This is a genomic window from Phenylobacterium sp., assembly GCF_031360265.1.
Classification (GTDB): Bacteria; Pseudomonadota; Alphaproteobacteria; order Caulobacterales; family Caulobacteraceae; genus Phenylobacterium.
Genome location: NZ_JANMBF010000033.1, coordinates 25,304 through 45,494 on the forward strand (window position 1 = coordinate 25,304; position 20,191 = coordinate 45,494).

Consider the following 20,191-nt stretch of genomic DNA (forward strand, 5'->3'; position numbering starts at 1 on the left):
AGACGCTCTGGTCTTCGTCCACTTGGCGCGTCTGAGGGGTGGCCATGAAAGTGTATCTCGCCGTCGCGGGCCTCATGGGCTGCGTCGTCTGCTACGCCCCTCTGGCCGCCGGTCAGCCCAAGGCGCAGGCCGCGCCGGTCTACGTCGCCAAGCGCACATCCTTTGGCCAGCCCAGCCTTGAGGGCGTGTGGGCGTCCAACTTCCTTCTGACGCTGGAGGCCACACCCAGAACGCCAAAGCTGATCGTGCCCGAGGCGGAGGCGAAAGCCCTGGCCGTGGCCACTTCCACAGCGATGGCCAACGCGTTCGACAGGGCCCTGGACCCCGAAGCTCCTGGGATGATCAGGTCGAGCGACGGGTTGCCGAGGGTCCGCGGCCAGCGGCGCACACGCGCCGTGGTCGAACCGGCCGACGGCATGCTACCCTACACGCCGGAAGCCCGCAGAGAATCCCGGACGCCACCCCACGAAAATCCCTATGACAATCCCGAGGACCGCCCGTCCCAGGAGCGCTGCCTCATGGGCTTGGGACCGCCGCCGCTCACCAGTCTGATCTATGCAAACAGGCTGCAGATCATCCAGACGCGCGACCAAATCGTCTTTCACACCGAATACGGCGACGAAGTTCGGATCATTTCCCTCACCGATGCGCATGAGCCGAAGATCTTCTACTCGCGACTGGGCGATTCCATCGGCCACTGGGAGGGCGACACCCTGATCATCGAGACCATAGGTTTGCCTGACCAGGATCGTGAGCGCAAATTCCCGACCCTGATCGTCCCCGGCGACGGCAGGGTGATCGAGCGGCTGACGCGGGTTTCGAAGACCGAACTTCTCTATCAGTTCACCATCGTCGATCCCAAGACCTACGCCGCGCCCTGGCTGGCGGAGTTCTCCTGGTTCCAGACCCGCCAGCCGATCTTCGAGCACGCCTGCCACGAGGGCAACTACTCGCTCCCCAATATCCTCGCCGGCGCCCGCCATGACGAGGCGTCGGCGAAAGCGGCCGTTGGAGCGGCGACGCGCTGAACGACCCCCGTGACTGAGCGCTTTGGCGAAGCGGCAGGCTTACGCTAAGTGATCCTCGGTCACCTTGACGTAAACGTAAGGTTGGTTCTACGGTGGCGCAACAACCAAGAACACTGTCGTCCCGGGAGAAAACCGATGCCCATGGACCTGCGCCGTCCCCACCGCAGTTTCACGATCCGCCAGCTGTGCCACGAATTCAAATGCACGCCGCGCGCCCTGCGCTTCTATGAGGACAAGGGTCTTCTGGCGCCGGCCCGCGACGGCCTCAACCGGGTCTATTCCTACAAGGACCGCGCCCGCCTGCAGCTGATCCTGCGCGGCAAGCGGGTCGGCCTGGCGCTGGCCGAGATCGGCGAGATCCTCGACCTCTATGAGCTGGATGACGGCGGGGCCCAGCAGGCGGCCAAGTCGCTGCGCAAGTTCCAGGACCGCATCGTCGCCCTGGAAAACCAGAAGATCGACATAGACGGCGCGATCCAGCAGCTGAAGGCCGGCTGCGAGGCGATGGAGATGCGGCTTTCCGAGACCCGCCCCGATCTGTTGCCGCGCGCCGCCGACTACGATCAGATGTTGCGCCGCCGGCTGGATGGCGTGGAACACAGCGAAGCCAAATAGCCGCCACTCGTCGCGGCCGGAGATCTCACCGCGATGCCCTATAAGCCGCCCGTGCGCGACTACGCCTTCCTGCTGCGCGATGTGCTGGAGCTGGAGCGCTACGCCAACCTGCCGGCCTTCGCCGACGCGGCGATGGACACCGTCGATCAGATCCTGGAAGAGGCGGGCCGCTTCACTGGTGAGGTGCTGGCCCCGCTGAACAGCGTCGGCGACAAGGAGGGCTGTCACTGGGCGGCTGACTTCACGGTCACCACGCCCAAGGGTTTCAAGGACGCCTATGCCCAGCTGGTAGCGGGCGGCTGGCCGGCGCTGGGCGCGGATCCCGCGTACGGCGGCCAGGGCCTGCCGCATGTGGTCAACCTGGCCTTCTCGGAGATGTCGTCTTCGGCCAACATGGCGTTCTCCATGTATCCGGGCCTGACCCACGGGGCCTATTCCGCGATCCTGGCCGGCGGCAGCCCGGCGCAGAAGGACCTCTATCTGCCCAAGCTGGCGTCGTTCCAGTGGGGCGGCACCATGAACCTGACCGAGCCGCACTGCGGCACGGATCTGGGTCTGCTGCGCACAAAGGCGGTTCCGCAAGCCGACGGCAGCTATCGGATCACCGGCCAGAAGATCTGGATTTCCGGCGGTGAGCAGGACCTCACCGAGAACATCGTCCACCTGGTCCTGGCTCGCATCGAGGGCGCGCCGCAGGGGACCCGGGGCATCAGCCTGTTCATCGTGCCGAAGTTCATCCCCGACAGGGACGGCAATCCCGGCGTGCGCAATTCGGTCAATTGCCTGGGCCTGGAAGAGAAGATGGGCATCCATGGCAACGCCACCTGCGTGATCGCCCACGAGGAGGCTGTCGGCTGGCTGATCGGCGAGGAAAACCGGGGCCTTTCGATCATGTTCGTGATGATGAACGAGGCCCGGCTGGGGGTCGGCATGCAGGGCATCGCCCAGGCCGAAGCGGCCTATCAGGCGGCGGCCGAGTTCGCCAAGGACCGGCTGCAGGGCCGTTCCCTGACCGGCCCGAAGAACCCCGACGGCCCCGCCGACCCGATCATCGTCCACCCCGACGTGCGGCGCATGCTGATGGATGCCAAGGCCATCGTTGAAGGGGGCCGGGCCTTCCTGTTCTGGACCGCGCTGCACGGCGATCTGGCCCATGCCAGTCCCGACGAGGCCGTGCGCCAGAGGGGCGGCGACTACATGGCGCTGATGACCCCGGTGCTCAAAGGATTCCTCACCGACCGCGGCTTTGCGGTCTGCTCCGACGCCATGCAGGTGCACGGCGGGTCGGGCTTCACCGAGCACTTCCCGGTCAGCCAGTACCTGCGCGATTGCCGCATCGCGCTGATCTACGAGGGCGCCAACGGGGTTCAGGCCCTGGACCTGGTGGGCCGCAAGCTGGCCGCCGAGGGCGGGCGCGGGGTGATGAGCTTCTTCGCCGAACTCGACGCCTTCATCGAGGCCAACGCCGCCGACGCGACCCTGAAGCCCTTCACAGAGGGCCTGGCGCGCGGCAAGGCCGAACTTCAGGAAGCGACCATGTGGCTGATGCAGAACGGCCTAGCCAACCCCGACAACGCCGGCGCCGCCGCCACCGACTACATGCACCTCTTCGGCCTGGTGGGGCTGGCCTATATGTGGAGCCTGATGGCCAAGGCCGCGCAGGGCAAGATCGCCGGCGGGTCCACCGACCCGATCTATGCGGAAAAGCTCACCATCGGCCGCTACTATATGGCCCGCGTCCTGCCGGAGACCACCGGCCATCTGGTCAAGCTGAAGACCGGCGCCGAGACCCTGATGGCCCTCCCGGCGGAGGCGTTTTAGGAGACACCAGACATGGCGACCTATCGCGCCACGACGGACTGGACGCTCGAGGACGGCGCCGATTTTCCGAAGGGCCGCTACAGCCGGGGCCACGCGATCGTGTTCGGCGGCGGCCACGCGGCGCCGGGCACCGCCTCGGCCCAGGTGATCGGCAACAGATGGTCGGTCCCTGGCGCCGTCGATCCCGAGGAGCTGCTGGTCGCCTCGATCAACGCCTGCCACATGCTAAGCTTCCTGCACGCCGCCCGCGAGGCCGGCTTCGTGGTCACCCGTTACCGCGATGAGGCGGAAGGCGTAATGACCCGGCGCGAGGACGGCGAGACCTGGGTGAGCCAGGTCACCCTGCGTCCGGAGATCACCTACCAGGGCCGCCAGCCGACGCGCGCCGAGCGCGACGCGATGCACGAGACCGCCCATCACATGTGCTTCATCGCCAATTCGGTGAAGACGCGGATCGTGGTGGAGGAGAAGGCGGATTGACCCCCACCGACGTCATCCCGGTTTCGCAACGCGAAGACCGGGACCCATACGCGCCGATGGCCGGCGGCTCGACGAGAACTTCGCGTCTATAGGTCCAGGACAAGCCGCTGGCGCGGCTTTCCGGGATGACCCTGGAGAAGGTGGGCCAGGCGTGCGCCGAGCCCCGCCACATCCTCGAGCTCGCATTCCCAGATCGTCTCGACCCGCCAGCCCAGCGCCGCGAGCGCCTCGCGGCTCGCCGCGTCCCGTGCCCGGTTCCGCCCGACCTTCCCGACCCAGTAGTCGCGGTTCTGCTTCGGGACGCGGGCGCCCCGCGCGCAGTCATGGCCGTGCCAGAAGCAGCCGTGGACGAACAGCGCCAGCCTGCGCCCCGGCAGCACGATGTCCGGCTTGCCCGGCAGGTCGGCCCGATGCAGCCGATAGCGCGCTCCCAGCTTCGTCAGCGCCTTGCGCACGGTAAGCTCCGGCGCGGTGTCCTTGCTCCTCACCCGGCGCATCACCGCCGAGCGCTTCTCCGGCGGATAGACGTCGGTCATGGCTCCGATCTTCCTGTCCCATTCATGGGAAGGGGGGACCGTACGCCGCGCGAAGCGAAGAGCGGATGGTGGAAAGGGCGAGCCGGAAGCGCGGCGCGGCTGCTCTCCCTCTCCACCACGCCCTCTTCGGGGCGCGGTCCCCCTCTCCCGCTGCGCGGGAAAGGCAGCCGCGGCGTCACAGCCCTTCGAACAGCGCCGTGGAGACGTAGCGTTCGGCGAAGCTGGGGATGATGGCGACGATCAGCTTTCCGGCCATGTCGTCGCGGCTGGCGACGTCGAAAGCCGCGGTCAGAGCCGCGCCGGAGGAGATGCCCACCGGGATGCCTTCCTCGGCCGCCACGCGCCGCGCCATGGTGAAGCTGTCGTCGTTCGACACCTGGACGATCTCGTCGATCACGCCCCGATCGAGGATCGAGGGCACGAAGCCCGCGCCGATCCCCTGGATCTTGTGCGGCCCGGGCGGGCCGCCGGACAGGATTGCCGAGGCTTCGGGTTCGACGGCGATCATCCGCACCGAGGGCTTGCGGGCCTTCAGCACCTGGCCGACACCCGTGATGGTGCCGCCGGTGCCCACGCCGGAAATGACGGCATCGACCCGGCCCTCGGTATCGTTCCAGATTTCCTCGGCGGTGGAGACTCGGTGAACCAGCGGGTTGGCGGCGTTGTCGAACTGCTGTGGCATCACCGCGCCGGGCGTCGCCTCGACGATTTCCTTGGCGCGGGCCACCGCGCCGGCCATGCCGCGCTCGGCCGGGGTCAACTCAAGCTTGGCGCCCAGGATCAGCAGCATCTTGCGCCGCTCCATGGACATGCTCTCGGGCATCACCAGGGTCAGCCGATAGCCCTTGGCCGCGGCGACGAAGGCCAGGGCGATGCCGGTGTTGCCGCTGGTCGGCTCGACGATCATGCCGCCGGGTTTCAGCACCCCCTTGGCCTCCAGATATTCAACCATGGCCACGCCGATGCGGTCCTTGACCGAGGCGATCGGGTTGAAGAACTCCAGCTTGGCGACCACCTCGCCCTTGGGCTTCAGCGCCGCGGTCAGCCTTGGCAGCCGGACCAGCGGGGTGTCGCCGATGGTGTCGAGGATGGAGTCGAAGATCCGGCCCCGCCCGGCGCGCCGGTAGCGCGCGGCGTCGTAGACCTTGTCGGGGGTGGCGTCCATGCATCGGACCTTTCGCGGGAAACAGCGCTTTGTGATCGAGAACCTAAGGCTTCCGGACCGGATTGGAAGAGGGGCGGCGGCGAACCGGCGCTACTCGGCCGCCATCGCGCGGGGTCGATCCAGGAGCGGCTCCAGCAGTTCGCGCGCCAGCCAGCGGACCGCCGGGACCGCCACCCCGTCCCCCGCCACCTGCAGCGCCGAGGTCGCGGCCTTGGGCAGGACATAGCTCTCCGGCAGGCCCATCAGCCTGGCGGCCTCGCGGGGGCTCAAGAGGCGGGTGCGCACCTGGCCCGCCTCCACCGCCACGATCACCTGGCGCGAGGATCCGCCGCGCGGCGTGCGCAGGCACCCGGCCAGGCCGTCGAACCGCACCTCCGCGCGCTGCACCTTGACGCCGGCCTCGACCCGCATCCGGCGATAGACCGCGCCGACCACCCGTTCGCCCCGGGCCCGGGCAGCCTCCAGCCGGGCCAGATGCAAGGGCGCCATCAAGGCCAGCCAGCGCAACGTGCGCTCCGGCGAATGCCAGTCTACGGCGGCGTCATCCTCCAGCAGGGCGGCAAGGTCGGTGTTGCGAGCCGGCGGCGCCGCCGTGCGCCACCAGATCCAGTGGGCGGCCAGGGCGGCGGGCAGTCGCGCGGCGGCGGCCTTCACCGCCCGGGTCTGGAACGGGCCTTCGCCGACCAGGGTCGCCGGCGGCGGATCGCGGGTGGCGATGACAAAGACCCGCGGCCGTGATTGCGGCAGGAACCGGGCGGCGTCGATCTCCAGCGCGCCGAAGCAGTAGCCCTGCGCCGCCAGCGCCGCGCCCAGCGCGTGGATGTCGCGGCCGCCGTTCGAGGTGAGCAGCCCGCTGACATTCTCGACCACCAGCGTGCGCGGCGCGCGCCCCTGCGCGGCCAGCCCCTCGATCAACCGCCAGAACCCGAAGAAGGCCGAGGAGCGGCCCCCGGCCAGCCCCGCCCGCGCGCCAGCCAGGCTGACATCCTGACAGGGGCTCGACGCCCAGGCGAGATCGGCGCGGCCCGGCAGGTCGTCCGGTCCAAGAGCCCAGACGTCGCCCTGATGGAAGTGGCCGGCCGCGTCTGGGGCATCGGCGAAGTTGGCGCGATAGGTGGCGGCCTTTCCCGGGTCGACGTCGTTGGCGAACAGGCAGGTCCAGCCCGCGCCGAGCCCCAGCCGCGCCATGCCGCCGCCCGCGAAGAATTCATAGAAGGTTGCAGGGGACCGACTCATCTGAGTTCGGAGTCTAGCCGGCCCGACGCGAAGCGAAAGGCGCGGCCACGCCCGGGCGCCGCGCCTTGCGCCGCCGAAAGACCAGGTCCCCGCGTTCAGCGATCCGTCCGGCGCGATCTCAGCGCGGCGCCGTCACCGCCGGCCGACGTCGATCTGCGGGATCTGGGATCGCGGGGAGGTCAGGGCCCCGTGCGGTCCGGGAAGCACGAAGCCCACGGCGATCGCGGCCGCGAGGACCGCGGCGATCAGCGTCTTCAACGCCATGACGACGGGTCCCTCAACCAATCCCACGCGAGGTCATAGTCTAGCTTGCCGGCGCTTAATCCCCAACCAACAAACAGGCTGAATCCTTCGTGACCTTGGCGCGATCAGGGGGTTCGGCCGCGACGGAGCTTGACCTGACCCCGGCGCCGGGCGGCAAAATGGGGAAGGGACAGCAAGACGCTGCGCCGACGCGGGAGCCTGCCATGGAAAAAGCCTACGACCTGGTGATCCGGGGCGGGACCGTGGTCGATGGATCGGGCGCGCCGGCGTTCGAGGCCGACGTGGCGGTGAGGGGCGGTTCGGTCGCCGCTGTCGGCAAGATCGCCGGCTCCGGCGCCGAGGAGATCGACGCGCGCGGCCAGGTGGTGACCCCGGGCTTCGTCGACATCCACACCCACTATGACGGCCAGGCCACCTGGGACGGGCGGATGCAGCCCTCGTCCTGGCACGGGGTGACCACCGTTGTGATGGGCAACTGCGGCGTCGGCTTCGCGCCTTGCCGGCCCGCCGATCACGACCGGCTGATCCGGTTGATGGAAGGCGTCGAGGATATCCCCTTCCCGGTGCTCACCGAGGGCCTGCCGTGGAACTGGGAGAGCTATCCCGACTACCTTGACGCACTGTCGAAACGCCGCTTCGATGTCGACATCGCCAGCCAGCTGCCGCACGCCGCGCTCAGGGTCTTCGTCATGGGCGAGCGCGGGGTCAATCGCGAGCCGGCCACGCCGGCCGACATCGCCGCCATGGCGGCGATCGCCCGCGCCGCCATGGACGCCGGGGCCATCGGCTTTGGCACCTCGCGGACCCTCAACCACCGCTCCTCAGACGGATCGCCGATCGCCACCCTGAACGCCGGCGAGGATGAGCTGACCGGCATCGCGCTGGGCATGGCGGCCGCCGGCGGCGGGGCCGGCAAGGGTGTGCTGCAGGTGGTTTCCGATTTCAACGACCCGGCCGAGGAGTTCGCCATGCTGCGGCGGATCGTCGAGCGGTCGGGTCGGCCGCTGTCGTTCTCGCTGCTGCAGAGTCCGCGCGATCCTGAGCAATGGCGCGACATGCTGCGCTACATGAGCGACGCCAAGGCCGCCGGCTTGCAGATGCGGGCCCAGGTGGCGACCCGACCGGTGGGCGTGCTGTTCGGCCTGGAGCTGACCGCCAATCCCTTCAGCACCTACCCCAGCTATCGCGAGATCTCGACGCTGCCCTTTGGCGAGCGTGTCGCGCGCCTGCGCGATCCCGGCTTCCGCGCCCGCCTGCTGGCCGAGGAACCCGACAGCGGCCGCGCGCCCGGCCTGTCGCCGGCGCGGGCCTGGGAGCGCATCTATCCCATGGGGCTCGACAGCCCGGACTATGAACCCACGAGCGAGACCTCCATCGCCGCGATCGCGCAGGCGCGGGGCGCCGATCCCCGCGCCGTGGCGCTCGACCACATGCTGGACGGCGGCGAAGGCGGCGGGCGAGGCATGCTCTACCTGCCACTGCTGAACTACGCCCAGAACACGCTCGATCCGGCCTACCAGATGCTGCAGCACGACTGCGTCGTCCCCGGCCTCTCCGACGGCGGGGCGCATGTGGGGATGATCTGCGACGGATCGTTCCCGACCACCAACATCGTCCACTGGACGCGCGACCGCACGCGCGGGCCGAAACTCAGCCTCGAGAAGATGGTCAGGGCCCAGTGCCGCGACACCGCCGAGACGGTCGGGCTGTTTGATCGCGGCCTGGTCCGGCCGGGCTACCGGGCCGACCTGAATGTCATCGACTACGACCACCTGAAACTGCGGGCGCCCAGCGTGGCCTATGACCTGCCGACCGGCGGGCGCCGGCTGATCCAGCGGGCCGACGGCTATACGGCGACGATCGTCGCCGGCCAGGTCACCTATCGCGGCGGGGAGCCCACCGACGCCCTGCCCGGCCGCCTGCTGCGCGGAGCCCAGGCCGCGCCCATCGCGCTCGCCGCCGAATAGGACGCCGCACCATGAACATCGCCCGCTTCGATCCTATGGCCCTGGAGACCGCCTGCGAATGGACGGCCGCCGACGTGGCCGACCCGAAGACCTGGACCGAACATCTGTCTCCCACCGAGATCGATGAGCTGGAGGCCGCCGTCGCCCATGCGTTCGCCCTGTCCGACGACTTCCTGGCGATCGGCAAGGCGGAGTTTCCCCTGCCGACGCTCGGTCCCCGGCTGAAGGCCATCGAGCGCGAGCTGATGGACGGGCGCGGCTTCGTGCGGCTGCGCGGCCTGCCACGAGAGCGGTGGTCGAACGATCAGATGAACATGGCCTACTGGGGGATCGGCGCGCACCTGGGCAAGCCCTGGCCGCAGAACGCCAAGGGCCACCTGCTGGGCGACGTCACCGACCACGGCAAGGCGGCGGGTGATCCGACGTCGCGCGGCAACGAGATCGGGCTCGTCGGCCTGGATTTTCACTGCGACGGCTCCGACCTGGTCGGCCTGATGTGCCTGCAGACCGGCGTGTCCGGCGGGCTGTCGGCGGTGTGCAATTCAGTGGCCTTGCACAACCGGCTGGTGACCGAACGCCCCGACCTGGCGGCCGAGCTCTACAAGCCCCAGCCCTTCGACTACCGGGGCGAACAGGCGCCCGGCAAGCCCGGCTGGTATCTGATGCCGGTGTTCACGCGGCACGGCGGGCGGCTGTTCACGCGGCTGATCCGCCCCTACATCCTGGCCTCGCAGCGCCACCCCGACGCCCCGCGCCTGACCGAAAAAGCCGTCGAGGCCCTGACCTGGATGCAGGACCAGGCCGAGGGCGGGGCCTGGTCGGTGATCATGGATTTCCGGCCCGGCGACATGCAGTTCATCAACAACTACCACGTGCTGCATGGGCGAAGCGCCTACGAGGACGACCCCGCCGCCGGCAAGGTGCGCCACCTGAAGCGCCTGTAGCTGGAGACCGAGGCGCTGGCCGAGCGGCCCGAGGTTTTCGTCAATCGCATGGGCGCCCACTGGGCTCGCAAGCTGACCATCAGCCGGATGGACGCGAGCGCCTGAGGCGCCTGGCGTTAGCCGCCGGGCAACCTCTGAAGGCGCAAGGGTATTCCGAAAGGCGACCCCGACATGAGCCTCATCTCCGGCAGCCGGACACTGCACCGACTGGTCTATGCCAGCCGCCAGGCTCTCGACCTGCGGGCCAGCGCTGCCGCGCTCGATGCCGCCGGGGTCGACGAGATCATCGGCGACATCATCCGCGCCTCGATCCGCAACAACCGCGCGGTGGACGTCACCGGCCTGCTGCTGGTCCACGAAGGCTATTTCCTGCAGACGCTGGAGGGGCCGGCGCAGGCCGTGCTGACCACCTATGGGCGGATCTGCAATGATCCGCGCCACAGCGACGCAAAGGTGCTGCAGGCCGGCCCGGCGGAGCGGCGCATGTTCGCCGACTGGAACATGTGCGCCCGACGCACAAACCCGGGGGACGACGCGATCCTCGATACGCTATCGCTGCGGGAGGACTTCGATCCCGAGCGGCTTTCCGGCCGCGCGGCCCTGCGGCTGCTCTGGGCTGTGCGCGGCATCCAGGACCGCACCCAGCTCAAGGCCATGGCCTGAGATCACCCGCTGGCCTGACGGGCGAGTCGGCTCCATAAGACGTCGATGCCGTCCGCTGTCGCTGCGCCCGACCTCGACCCCCTGTCGCAAGCCCGCGACATCCTGCGCCATACCTTCGGTTACCCAGAGTTCAAGGGTCTGCAGGCCGACGTGATCGCCGAGGTGCTGGCCGGGCGCAGCGCCATGGCCGTGCTGCCCACCGGCGGCGGCAAGAGCGCCTGCTACCAGATCCCCAGCCTGATCCGTCCAGGCCTGGGGCTGGTGGTCTCGCCGCTGATCGCCCTGATGACCGATCAGGTGGCTGCCCTGCGGCAGCTGGGGGTCGCCGCCGCCCGGCTGGATTCCAACATCGACCCCGCCGAGAAGGGCGAGATCTGGCGGCGCGTCGAGGCCGGCGACCTCGACCTGCTCTATGTCTCGCCGGAAGGGCTGATGCAGCCGTCCATGCTGGAGCGACTGGCGCGCGTTCCCCTGGCGCTGATCGCCATCGACGAGGCCCATTGCGTCAGCCAGTGGGGCCACGATTTCCGCCCCGACTACCGGATGCTGGGCCGGTTGGCGGACATCTTCCCCGGCGTCCCGCGCCTGGCGGTGACCGCCACCGCCGACGCCAGGACCCGCGAGGACATCCGCGCGGAGCTCAAGCTGGAGCAATCGGCCGAGTTCGTCGCCAGCTTCGCCCGGCCCGAGCTGATCCTCTCGGCCGAACGCAAGCGCGGGGCGGGCCACGCCCGGGTGGTGGAGCTGGTCACCGCCCGGCCCGACCGTTCCGGGGTGGTCTACGCCGGCTCCCGCGACGGGGTCGACAAGCTCGCCCAGACCCTGCGCGACGCGGGCGTCCCGGCGCTGGCCTATCACGCCGGCCTGGAGCGCCAGCTGCGCATCGACCGGCTGGAGCAGTTCCTGCAGGCCGACACCGCCGTGATGGTGGCGACGATCGCCTTCGGCATGGGCGTCGACAAGCCCGACGTCCGCTTCGTGATTCACGCCGACCCGCCGTCGTCCATCGAGGCCTACTGGCAGGAGATCGGCCGCGCCGGGCGCGATGGCGATCCGGCCGAGGGCATCACTCTCTATGGCGCGGCCGACATGAGCTGGGCGCTGCGCCGCATCGCCGAGCGCGAGATGGAACCCGCCGTCAAGCAGGTGCAGGTGGGCAAGGTCCGCCAGCTCTACGCCCTCCTGGACGGGACCGGCTGCCGGGCCGCCACCGTGCGGCGGTACTTTGGCGAAGAGGGGGTGGAGGTCTGCGGTCAATGCGACCTCTGCACCGGCCAGGTGGAGATGAGCGACGCCACCGAGGCCGCCCAGAAGGCGCTCTCGGCCGCCCACCGGTTGGCCGGGCGCTATGGCCGAGGTCGGCTGGTGGACCATCTGCTGGGCAAGACCAAGGACGTCAGCGACCACGAGGCGGCGCTCTCCACCTGGGGCATCGGCCAGGACCGGCCGCTGGCCGCCTGGCGCGATCTGGTCGAACAGCTGTTGTTCGAGGGCCTGCTGCGCGAGGATCCCAACGATGGCCGCCCGCTGGTCGGAGTCGGCGACGCCGAGGCGGTCCGCCGCGTGTTTCGCGGCGAACGCAAGGTGATGATCCAGACCCGCGCCGAGGCCCCGGCCAAGGCGGCCCGCCGCGCGCGCACGGGCCGCGAGGCGCTGGAGATGGCGCCTGGCGACGCCGCCCTGTTCGAGGCGCTCAGGGCCTGGCGCTCGGCCCAGGCCAAGGCCCAGCACGTCCCGCCCTACGTCATCTTCCACGACCGCACCCTGGCCGAGATCGCCGCCGTGAAGCCGGCCAGCCGCGCCGCCCTGGAACGGATCACCGGCGTCGGCGAAGGCAAACTCGCCCGCTATGGCGACGCGGTGCTGGAAGTGGTCGGCGGGTTCGATGCCTGAGATCCTGCCCCACAGGGGGAGGGGGACCGCGAAGCGGTGGAGGGGGTTTCATCCGCCGATGCTTGTGGGCTTGAATCCCTTCAGTCAGCTTCGCTGACAGGTCCCCCTGCGGGGGAGAGCATCTCTAGGCGCCCCCTCTAGACGTCCACCTCGGCGTCCAGCGCGTTGGTCTGGATGAACTCGCGGCGGGGCTCGACCAGGTCGCCCATCAGGCGGGTGAACATGTCGTCGGCGTCGTCGGCGTGGTTGACCTTGACCTGCAGGAGGGTGCGGGCGTCGGCGTCCAGCGTGGTCTCCCACAGCTGGTCGGCGTTCATCTCGCCCAGGCCCTTGTAGCGCTGCACCGACAGGCCGCGCCGGCCATTGTCCATCACCGCATTGACCAGGTCGATCGGCCCGCGCACCACCGTGGCGCGGTCGCGGCGGGTGAAGGTCGCCCGGCCCTCGAAGATCACCGCCAGCTCCCGCGAGCGTTCGGCCAGCCGCCGTGCGTCGGCGGCCTGCAGCAGCAGTTCGTCCAGCACGATGCGTTCGGAGACGCCGCGCTTCACCCGTGCGAACACGAAGCTCCCCGCCTCGCCGGCCGCGCCGGTCCAGTCGCCGTCGCCTTCCTCGGCGTAGAGGTCGAGCCGCCGGGCCGCCGCGGCCGGATCGCCGCCGGGCGCCAGCAGGCCGGCCAGCGCTGCCTGCTCGATGGCGAAGGCCGGGGCGCGGGCGGCCAGCCGCTCGACATTGGCCTTGGCGCCGCGCGCGGTCTGGACCATCGCCAAGAGGTCGGCGCCGGTGATCCGCTCGCCGTTGGAGAGGTCCAGCGTGGCCCCGTCGACGCCCTCGTCGATCAGGTAGATCTCCAGCTCCGGGTCGTCCTTCAGATAACGCACCGACTTGCCCTTGGACGCCTTATAGAGCGGCGGCTGGGCGATATAGAGATAGCCGCGTTCGATCACCTGCGGCATCTGCCGGTAGAAGAAGGTGAGCAGCAGGGTGCGGATGTGCGCTCCGTCGACGTCGGCGTCGGTCATCAGCACGATCTTGTGGTAGCGGATCTTGTCGATATCGAAGTCGTCGCGGCCGATCCCGGCGCCCAGCGCGGTGATCAGGGTGCCGATCTGCTCGGACCCCAGCATCTTGTCGAAGCGCGCGCGCTCGACGTTGAGGATCTTGCCGCGCAGGGGCAGGATCGCCTGGTTGTCGCGGTTGCGGGCCTGCTTGGCCGAGCCGCCGGCGGAGTCGCCCTCGACGATGAAGATCTCGGACTTGGCGGGGTCCTTCTCGGCGCAGTCGGCGAGCTTGCCGGGCAGGGACGAGATATCCAGCGCCGACTTGCGCCGGGTCAGCTCGCGGGCCTTGCGCGCGGCTTCGCGGGCGGCGGCGGCCTCGGCGATCTTCTGGACGATCAGCCGCGCCTCGGCGGGATGTTCCTCGAACCACGACCCCAGCCCCTCGCCGACCAGGCCCTCGACCGCCGGGCGCACCTCGGAGGAGACCAGCTTGTCCTTGGTCTGGGAGGAGAACTTCGGGTCCGGCACCTTGACCGACAGCACGCAGGTCAGGCCCTCGCGCGCGTCCTCGCCGCCGACGGAGACCTTCTCGCGTTTGGCCGCGCCGGAGCTTTCCGCATAGCCGGTGATGATCCGCGTCAGCGCCGAGCGGAACGCCGCCAGGTGGGTGCCGCCATCCCGCTGGGGGATGTTGTTGGTGAAGCACAGGACGTTCTCGTGGTAGCCGTCGTTCCACCAGAGCGACAGGTCGATCTCGACGTTCTCGCGCTTGCCGCGAATGACGATCGGCTCCTTGAGCAGCGGCGTCTTGGCCTTGTCCAGGTGGCGCACGAACGCTTCGACGCCGCCCTCGTAGTGCATGACCTCCTCGGTGGGCTCGGGTCCGCGATGGTCCTTCAGCCAGATGGTCACGCCGGAATTGAGGAAGGCCAGCTCGCGCAGCCGGTGCTCCAGGGTCTTTAAGTCAAAATCGATGAAGGCGAAGGTCTGCAGCGACGGCAGGAAGGTGACTTCCGTGCCCGACAGCGGCTGGCCGGTCTCGCGCATCGGCGCGGCGCCGGTCTCCTTAAGCGGGGCCACCGAATCCCCGTGCCGGAACGCCATCTCGTAGGACTTGCCGCCGCGATAGATCTTCAGCTCCAGGCGTTCGGAGAGCGCGTTCACCACCGAGACCCCGACCCCGTGCAGGCCGCCGGAGACCTTGTAGGAGTTCTGGTCGAACTTTCCGCCGGCGTGCAGCTGGGTCATGATCACCTCGGCGGCCGAGATGCCCTCGCCCTCGTGGATGTCCACCGGGATGCCGCGCCCGTCGTCGGTGACGGTCACCGAGCCGTCGGCGTTGAGGATCACCTCCACCCGGCTGGCCCAGCCGGCCAGGGTCTCGTCGATGGCGTTGTCGACCACCTCATAGACCATGTGGTGCAGGCCCGAGCCGTCGTCGGTGTCGCCGATATACATCCCCGGACGCTTGCGCACCGCGTCCAGGCCCTTGAGAACCTTGATGCTTTCCGCGCCATAGTCGTCCTGCCCATTGTTTTCGGGCGTCGGACCATCCCCGGAAACCTGCGGGCCGTTGGTGGCTTCGGGGGTGTCGTTCTCTTCGCTCATTTAAGTGTCCAGCTGAGTCAGGCCGCCTGCGTCCACGCGAACGCCCTGGGCCCGTCCTTTCAGGTCTTCGAAGAGGTGCTCGTCGGCTCCGGTCAGGAAGGCCTGGAGCCCGAGCGCCTCGATTTCGTCGAACAGCGCGCCTCTTCGGATGCGGTCCAGATGCGCTGCGACTTCGTCCAGCAACAATATAGGGCTTGGCGCTGATTCTGCACGTGAAAGCCGCGCCGACTGGGCCAGGACCAGGTTGAGGATCAGGGCTTTCTGCTCGCCGGTGGAGCATTCCGCCGCCGGACGGTCCCTTTCGGCGTGGATCACCGCCAGATCGCCACGGTGCGGGCCGGTCAGCGCCCGGCCGGCGGCGGCGTCGCGGGGCCGGGCTTCGGCCAGCGCGCGGGCCAGCTTGACCTCGATGTCGGCGATCTCGGCGCCGGCGGCGGATAACCTCTCCCATTCGCCGGTCAGCGACAACCGGGCCCGCGGGAAGGGCCGCATCCCCCGCTCGTCGATCTCGACCTGCAGGGCCGCCAGGGTGAGTGCGCGGGCCTCGGCCATCAGGGCGCCGGCCTCGGCCAGCCGGGCCTCGAGCGCGTCGAGCCAGGCCGGGTCGGGCGCGCCCCCGGCGTCGCGGGCGTCGATCAGCAGGCGCATCCGCTCGCGGCTGGATTTTTCATAGGCCTGCGCGTGGGCGGCGTGGCGCGGGATGGCGGCGAACACCAGCCGATCAAAAAACCGCCTGCGGTCAGAGGCCCCCTCCAGGAACAGCCGGTCCTGCGCCGGCGTCAGCCAGACCTGGCGCAGATGTTCGGCCAGCCGACCAGGCGGTACGGTCTCGCCTTCGATCCTGACCGTGCGCCGCGCCGCGCCGGGCGCCTCGACCCCCGTGCCGAGCCGGGTCGCGCCACCGTCCGTAGCGACAATGGCCGACACCGCCCAGGCACGGCCGACCGCCTCGCCCGGCATCCGCCGGCCCACCTCGGCCAGGCTGGAACCGCGCAGACCCCGGCCCGGCGTGAACAGGCTGACCGCTTCCAAAAGGTTGGTCTTGCCCGCCCCGTTCGGCCCGACCAGATAGACCGGCCGCCCATCCAGCCTCAGGTCCGTCCGCGCATAGGAGCGGAAGTCGGTCAGGGTCAGACGGGAGAGAGCCGTGGCGGTCACGGCGGCGTTCTACAGGGTTTCGCGGCGCGGCGAAGCGGGTCGGGGTCCGGAAGCCGCCAGCGCTTGCCATGGCCGCGGGGGTATCTACGTCTAGTCAGCCAGACACAGGGACTTGAGAACCATGGACCAGAAGACCCAGGCCGAGACCTTCGCCGGCCTGCACGGCGGCGGGAAGATCCTGATCCTGCCCAACGCCTGGGACGCGGCCAGCGCCGCGGTGATGGCCGACGCCGGCGCACGCGCCGTGGCCACCTCTTCGGCGGCGGTGGCCTGGGCGCATGGCTATCCGGACGGCGACGCCCTGCCGATCCCCCAGCTGCTGGCCACCATCGAGGCGGTGGCCCGCGTGGTCGCCGTGCCGGTCACCGCCGACATCGAGGGCGGCTATACCGACGACCTCGGCAGGCTGGCGGAGACCATCCGGGCGGTGATCGGCGCTGGCGCCGTAGGCGTCAATCTGGAGGACGGCCGGCGCGACCCGGATCTGCACGCCCGCAAGGTCGCCGCCGCGCGGCAGGCCGCCGACGCCACCGGCGTGCCGCTGTTCATCAACGCCCGCACGGACGTCTATCTGAAGGGGCTGGCCGAGGGCGAGGCGGCCTTCGCAGAGGCGGTACGCCGCGCCGAGCTCTATCGCGCCGCCGGCGCCGACGGGATCTTCGCGCCCGGTCCCGCCGACCCGGGGCTGATCGGCCGGCTGGCGGCTCACATCGCCCTGCCGCTCAATATCATGCTGCTGCCGGCGCTCGGCGACGCCGCCAGCCTGCAGGCTTTGGGCGTGCGCCGGGTGAGCTCCGCCACCGCCCCCTTCCGCTGCGCCTACGCCACCGTGGCCAAGGCGGTGGCGGCCTTCCTGGCGGACGGCGATCCGGCCGCCTTCGCCGCCGGCGCCGAGGGCCTGGGCAACCTCAACACGCGGTTCGCGTAGCGACGCAGGTGACCTTGCGGCCCGGCGGTCCTATCGTTGCCCCATGATCGACACCCCCGACGAGACCCCCGACGAGACCCCGCGCGCCATGAGCCAGGACGGACCCCGCGTGCGGCTCTATCTGGTGGATGGCTCGGGGTTCATCTTTCGCGCTTTCCACGCCCTGCCGCCGCTGACGCGAAAGTCCGACGGCCTGCCAGTGGGGGCGGTGCAGGGCTTCTGCAACATGCTGTGGAAGCTGCTCGTCGACATGCGGGCCTCGGCCGAGGCGCCGACCCACCTGGCGGTGGTGTTCGACCACTCGGAGAAGACCTTTCGCAACGCCCTCTACGATCAGTACAAAGCCCACCGGCCGCCGGCGCCGGAGGACCTGGTCCCGCAGTTCCCGCTGGTGCGCGACGCCACCCGGGCGTTCGGCGTGCCCTGCCTGGAGCTCCCCGGCTATGAGGCCGATGACCTGATCGCGGCCTATGCCTGCAAGGTGCGCGACGCCGGCGGCGAGGTGGTGATCGTCTCGTCCGACAAGGACCTGATGCAGCTGGTCGGACCTAGCGTCTCGATGCTGGATACGATGAAGACCCCCAACCTGGTGATCCGGGCCGAGCAGGTGTTCGACAAGTTCGGGGTGACCCCGGACAAGGTGGTGGACGTCCAGGCCCTGTGCGGGGATTCGGTGGATAACGTCCCCGGCGCGCCGGGCATCGGCGTCAAGACCGCCTCGGCCCTGATCAACGAATACGGCGACCTCGACACGCTGCTGGCCCGTGCCTCAGAGATCAAGCAGGACAAGCGCCGCCAGACCCTGATCGACTTCGCCGACCAGATCCGCCTGTCGCGCCAGCTGGTGCAGCTCGACTGCGACACCCCGCTGCCGACCCCGGTGGAGGCGCTGGGCGTCGAGGAGCCCGACGCCGCCACCCTGGCCGCCTTCCTTGAGCTGATGGAGTTCCGCACCCTGGGTCGGCGCGTCGCCGAGGCCCAGTCCGGCGGCCTGCCCGCCGCGCCCCCCGCCGCCGAAAGCCGGGCGCCCGCCCCGCCCAGCCACGGCGCCATCGACGTCAACGCCTACGCCTGCGTCCGCGACCTGGCGACGCTGGACGACTGGATCGCGCGCGCCTTCGCGCACGGCCTCGTCGCCTTCGACACCGAGACCGACGCCCTGTCGGCCTCGGCCGCCAACCTCTGCGGCGTCTCGCTGGCGATCACGCCGGGCGACGCCTGCTACATCCCCGTGGGCCATGAGCAGGAGCACGAAGGCGGCCTGCAGCTCGACGCGCCGGTGGAGCTCGCGCAGATCCCGCTGGCCGACGCCATCGCCCGGCTGAAACCGCTGCTGGAATCCCCAGCCGTCCTCAAGGTCGCCCAGAACGGCAAGTACGATCTAGCCGTCCTTCAACGCTATGGCGTCAGCGTCGGCCCCATGGACGACACCATGCTGATCGCCTTCGCCCTCGAGGGCGGGCTGCACAAGAGCTACGGCATGGACGAGCTCTCCAAGCGCCTGCTCGGCCACGAGCCGATCACCTTCAAGACCGTGGCCGGCGCCGGCAAGGCGCAGAAGAGCTTCAAGCACGTGGAACTGCAGGCAGCCACTTGCTACGCGGCCGAGGACGCCGACGTCACCTTGCGGATCTATGAGCACCTGCGCCCGAGGCTGGCGCACGAAAAGCTGATGACCGTCTATGAGACCCTGGAACGGCCGATGCCCAAGGTGCTGGTCGAAATGGAGTTGGCGGGCGTCAAGGTCGATCCCGATCGCCTGCGCCAGCTTTCCAACGACTTCGCCGTGCGCATGGGCGAGCTGGAGCTTGAGGCCCACCGGGTCGCCGGCCGGCCGTTCAACCTGGGCTCGCCCAAGCAGATCGGCGACCTGCTGTTCGGCGAGATGGGCCTGGCGTCCGGCCGCACCACCGCCACCGGGGCCAATTCCACCGACGCCTCGATGCTCGAGGACCTGGCCGCCCAGGGCCATGAGCTGCCGCGCATCCTGCTGGACTGGCGCCAGCTGTCGAAGCTGAAGGGCACCTACACCGACAACCTGGTGGCCGCCATCGATCCCCGGACAAACCGCGTCCACACCTCCTATTCGCTGGCCGCGGCGACCACCGGGCGGCTCGCCTCATCCGACCCCAACCTGCAGAACATCCCGGTGCGCACCGAAGAGGGCCGCAAGATCCGCAAATGCTTCATCGCCGAGCCGGGCCATGTGCTGATCAGCGCCGACTACAGCCAGATCGAACTGCGCCTTTTGGCCCACATCGGCGACATCCCGCAGCTGAAGGCGGCCTTCGCCCAAGGGTTGGACATCCACGCCATGACGGCGTCGGAGATGTTCGGCGTGCCGGTCGAGGGCATGCCCGCCGAGACGCGCCGGCGCGCCAAGGCGATCAACTTCGGCATCGTCTACGGCATCTCGGCGTTCGGCCTGGCCAACCAGCTGTCGATCCCGCGCGAGGAGGCCGGCGCCTATATCAAGACCTATTTCGAACGCTTCCCCGGCATCCGCACCTATATGGACCGCATGCAGCGCCAGGTCCGCGCCGAGGGCTTCGTCACCACCATCTTCGGCCGCAAGATCTTCATCCCCGCCGCGCAAGGCAAGTCGCCGGCTGAGCGCGCCTTCGGCGACCGCGCCGCCATCAACGCCCCGATCCAGGGCGCCGCGGCCGACGTGATCCGCCGCGCGATGATCCGCATGCCCCAGGCCCTGCGTGACGCCGGGCTGACGGCCAGGATGCTGCTGCAGGTCCACGACGAACTGATCTTCGAGGCGCCGGAGGTCGAGGCCGACGCTGTCATCGCCGTCGCCCGCCGCATCATGGAAGCCGCCCCCGACCCCGCCGTGACGCTGAGCGTCCCGCTGATCGTCGACGCCCGCGCCGCC

Annotated in this window: 16 protein-coding genes; 10 read left to right on the top strand and 6 right to left on the bottom strand. The window is 69.6% G+C overall.

Features of this window, described 5'->3' with window-relative positions; all coding sequences use genetic code 11:
* Nucleotides 1–44: 44 nt before the first annotated feature.
* The 4 genes from RMN86_RS02815 to RMN86_RS02830 all read left to right on the top strand — a co-directional run bounded on the left by RMN86_RS02815 (nt 45) and on the right by RMN86_RS02830 (nt 3,944).
* A complete protein-coding gene (locus tag RMN86_RS02815) occupies nt 45–1,028 on the top strand; it encodes a hypothetical protein (protein WP_309604306.1) in 984 nt (327 codons plus the stop codon).
* A 135-nt stretch (nt 1,029–1,163) separates the two neighbouring features.
* Nucleotides 1,164–1,643: a MerR family DNA-binding transcriptional regulator gene (locus RMN86_RS02820; protein WP_309604307.1), complete on the top strand. Its 480-nt coding sequence runs from the start codon at nt 1,164–1,166 to the stop codon at nt 1,641–1,643.
* A 33-nt stretch (nt 1,644–1,676) separates the two neighbouring features.
* Nucleotides 1,677–3,464, top strand: a complete 1,788-nt coding sequence (locus tag RMN86_RS02825; protein ID WP_309604308.1) for an acyl-CoA dehydrogenase C-terminal domain-containing protein — start codon at nt 1,677–1,679, stop codon at nt 3,462–3,464.
* Between the two features lie 12 nt (nt 3,465–3,476).
* Complete coding sequence (locus RMN86_RS02830) at nt 3,477–3,944, top strand: OsmC family protein (protein ID WP_309604309.1); 468 nt, start codon at nt 3,477–3,479, stop codon at nt 3,942–3,944.
* A gap of 86 nt (nt 3,945–4,030) precedes the next feature.
* Here the strand turns inward: RMN86_RS02830 and RMN86_RS02835 are convergent, their stop codons facing one another.
* The 4 genes from RMN86_RS02835 to RMN86_RS02850 all read right to left on the bottom strand — a co-directional run bounded on the left by RMN86_RS02835 (nt 4,031) and on the right by RMN86_RS02850 (nt 7,145).
* On the bottom strand, nt 4,031–4,480 hold the full coding sequence (locus RMN86_RS02835) for a DNA mismatch endonuclease Vsr (RefSeq protein ID WP_309604310.1): 450 nt from the start codon (nt 4,478–4,480) through the stop codon (nt 4,031–4,033).
* Between the two features lie 175 nt (nt 4,481–4,655).
* Nucleotides 4,656–5,645, bottom strand: a complete 990-nt coding sequence (cysK, locus tag RMN86_RS02840) for a cysteine synthase A (protein ID WP_309604311.1) — start codon at nt 5,643–5,645, stop codon at nt 4,656–4,658.
* 90 nt (nt 5,646–5,735) lie between these two features.
* Nucleotides 5,736–6,881, bottom strand: coding sequence for a DNA cytosine methyltransferase (locus tag RMN86_RS02845; RefSeq protein ID WP_309604312.1), 1,146 nt, complete (start codon nt 6,879–6,881; stop codon nt 5,736–5,738).
* A gap of 132 nt (nt 6,882–7,013) precedes the next feature.
* The gene (locus tag RMN86_RS02850) at nt 7,014–7,145 is read right to left on the bottom strand and encodes a hypothetical protein (protein ID WP_309604313.1); all 132 of its coding nucleotides are present in this window, start codon (nt 7,143–7,145) and stop codon (nt 7,014–7,016) included.
* Nucleotides 7,146–7,348: 203 nt separating this feature from the next.
* Here RMN86_RS02850 and RMN86_RS02855 point away from each other — a divergent pair, with 203 nt between their 5' ends.
* The 4 genes from RMN86_RS02855 to recQ all read left to right on the top strand — a co-directional run bounded on the left by RMN86_RS02855 (nt 7,349) and on the right by recQ (nt 12,612).
* Entirely contained in the window at nt 7,349–9,112 is a 1,764-nt protein-coding gene (locus RMN86_RS02855) for an amidohydrolase family protein (protein ID WP_309604314.1), read from the top strand.
* An 11-nt stretch (nt 9,113–9,123) separates the two neighbouring features.
* Nucleotides 9,124–10,056, top strand: a complete 933-nt coding sequence (locus RMN86_RS02860) for a TauD/TfdA family dioxygenase (RefSeq protein ID WP_309604315.1) — start codon at nt 9,124–9,126, stop codon at nt 10,054–10,056.
* 171 nt (nt 10,057–10,227) lie between these two features.
* Entirely contained in the window at nt 10,228–10,719 is a 492-nt protein-coding gene (locus RMN86_RS02865; protein ID WP_309604316.1) for a BLUF domain-containing protein, read from the top strand.
* A 45-nt stretch (nt 10,720–10,764) separates the two neighbouring features.
* Nucleotides 10,765–12,612 (top strand): DNA helicase RecQ, encoded by a 1,848-nt coding sequence (gene recQ / locus RMN86_RS02870; RefSeq protein WP_309604317.1) that lies wholly within the window; start codon nt 10,765–10,767, stop codon nt 12,610–12,612.
* A gap of 137 nt (nt 12,613–12,749) precedes the next feature.
* Here the strand turns inward: recQ and gyrB are convergent, their stop codons facing one another.
* Together gyrB and recF are read right to left on the bottom strand one after the other, a co-directional pair.
* Entirely contained in the window at nt 12,750–15,221 is a 2,472-nt protein-coding gene (gene gyrB, locus RMN86_RS02875; protein ID WP_309604318.1) for a DNA topoisomerase (ATP-hydrolyzing) subunit B, read from the bottom strand.
* Nucleotides 15,222–16,379 carry a DNA replication/repair protein RecF gene (recF, locus tag RMN86_RS02880; RefSeq protein WP_309604319.1) on the bottom strand — a complete coding sequence of 386 codons (1,158 nt, stop codon included), beginning with the start codon at nt 16,377–16,379 and terminating at the stop codon, nt 15,222–15,224. It lies immediately after the preceding gene.
* Nucleotides 16,380–16,500: 121 nt separating this feature from the next.
* Here recF and RMN86_RS02885 point away from each other — a divergent pair, with 121 nt between their 5' ends.
* Nucleotides 16,501–17,307, top strand: a complete 807-nt coding sequence (locus tag RMN86_RS02885; protein WP_309604320.1) for an isocitrate lyase/phosphoenolpyruvate mutase family protein — start codon at nt 16,501–16,503, stop codon at nt 17,305–17,307.
* A gap of 43 nt (nt 17,308–17,350) precedes the next feature.
* Nucleotides 17,351–20,191: DNA polymerase I (gene polA, locus RMN86_RS02890; protein ID WP_309604321.1), on the top strand; the 2,841-nt coding region annotated here is incomplete at its 3' end.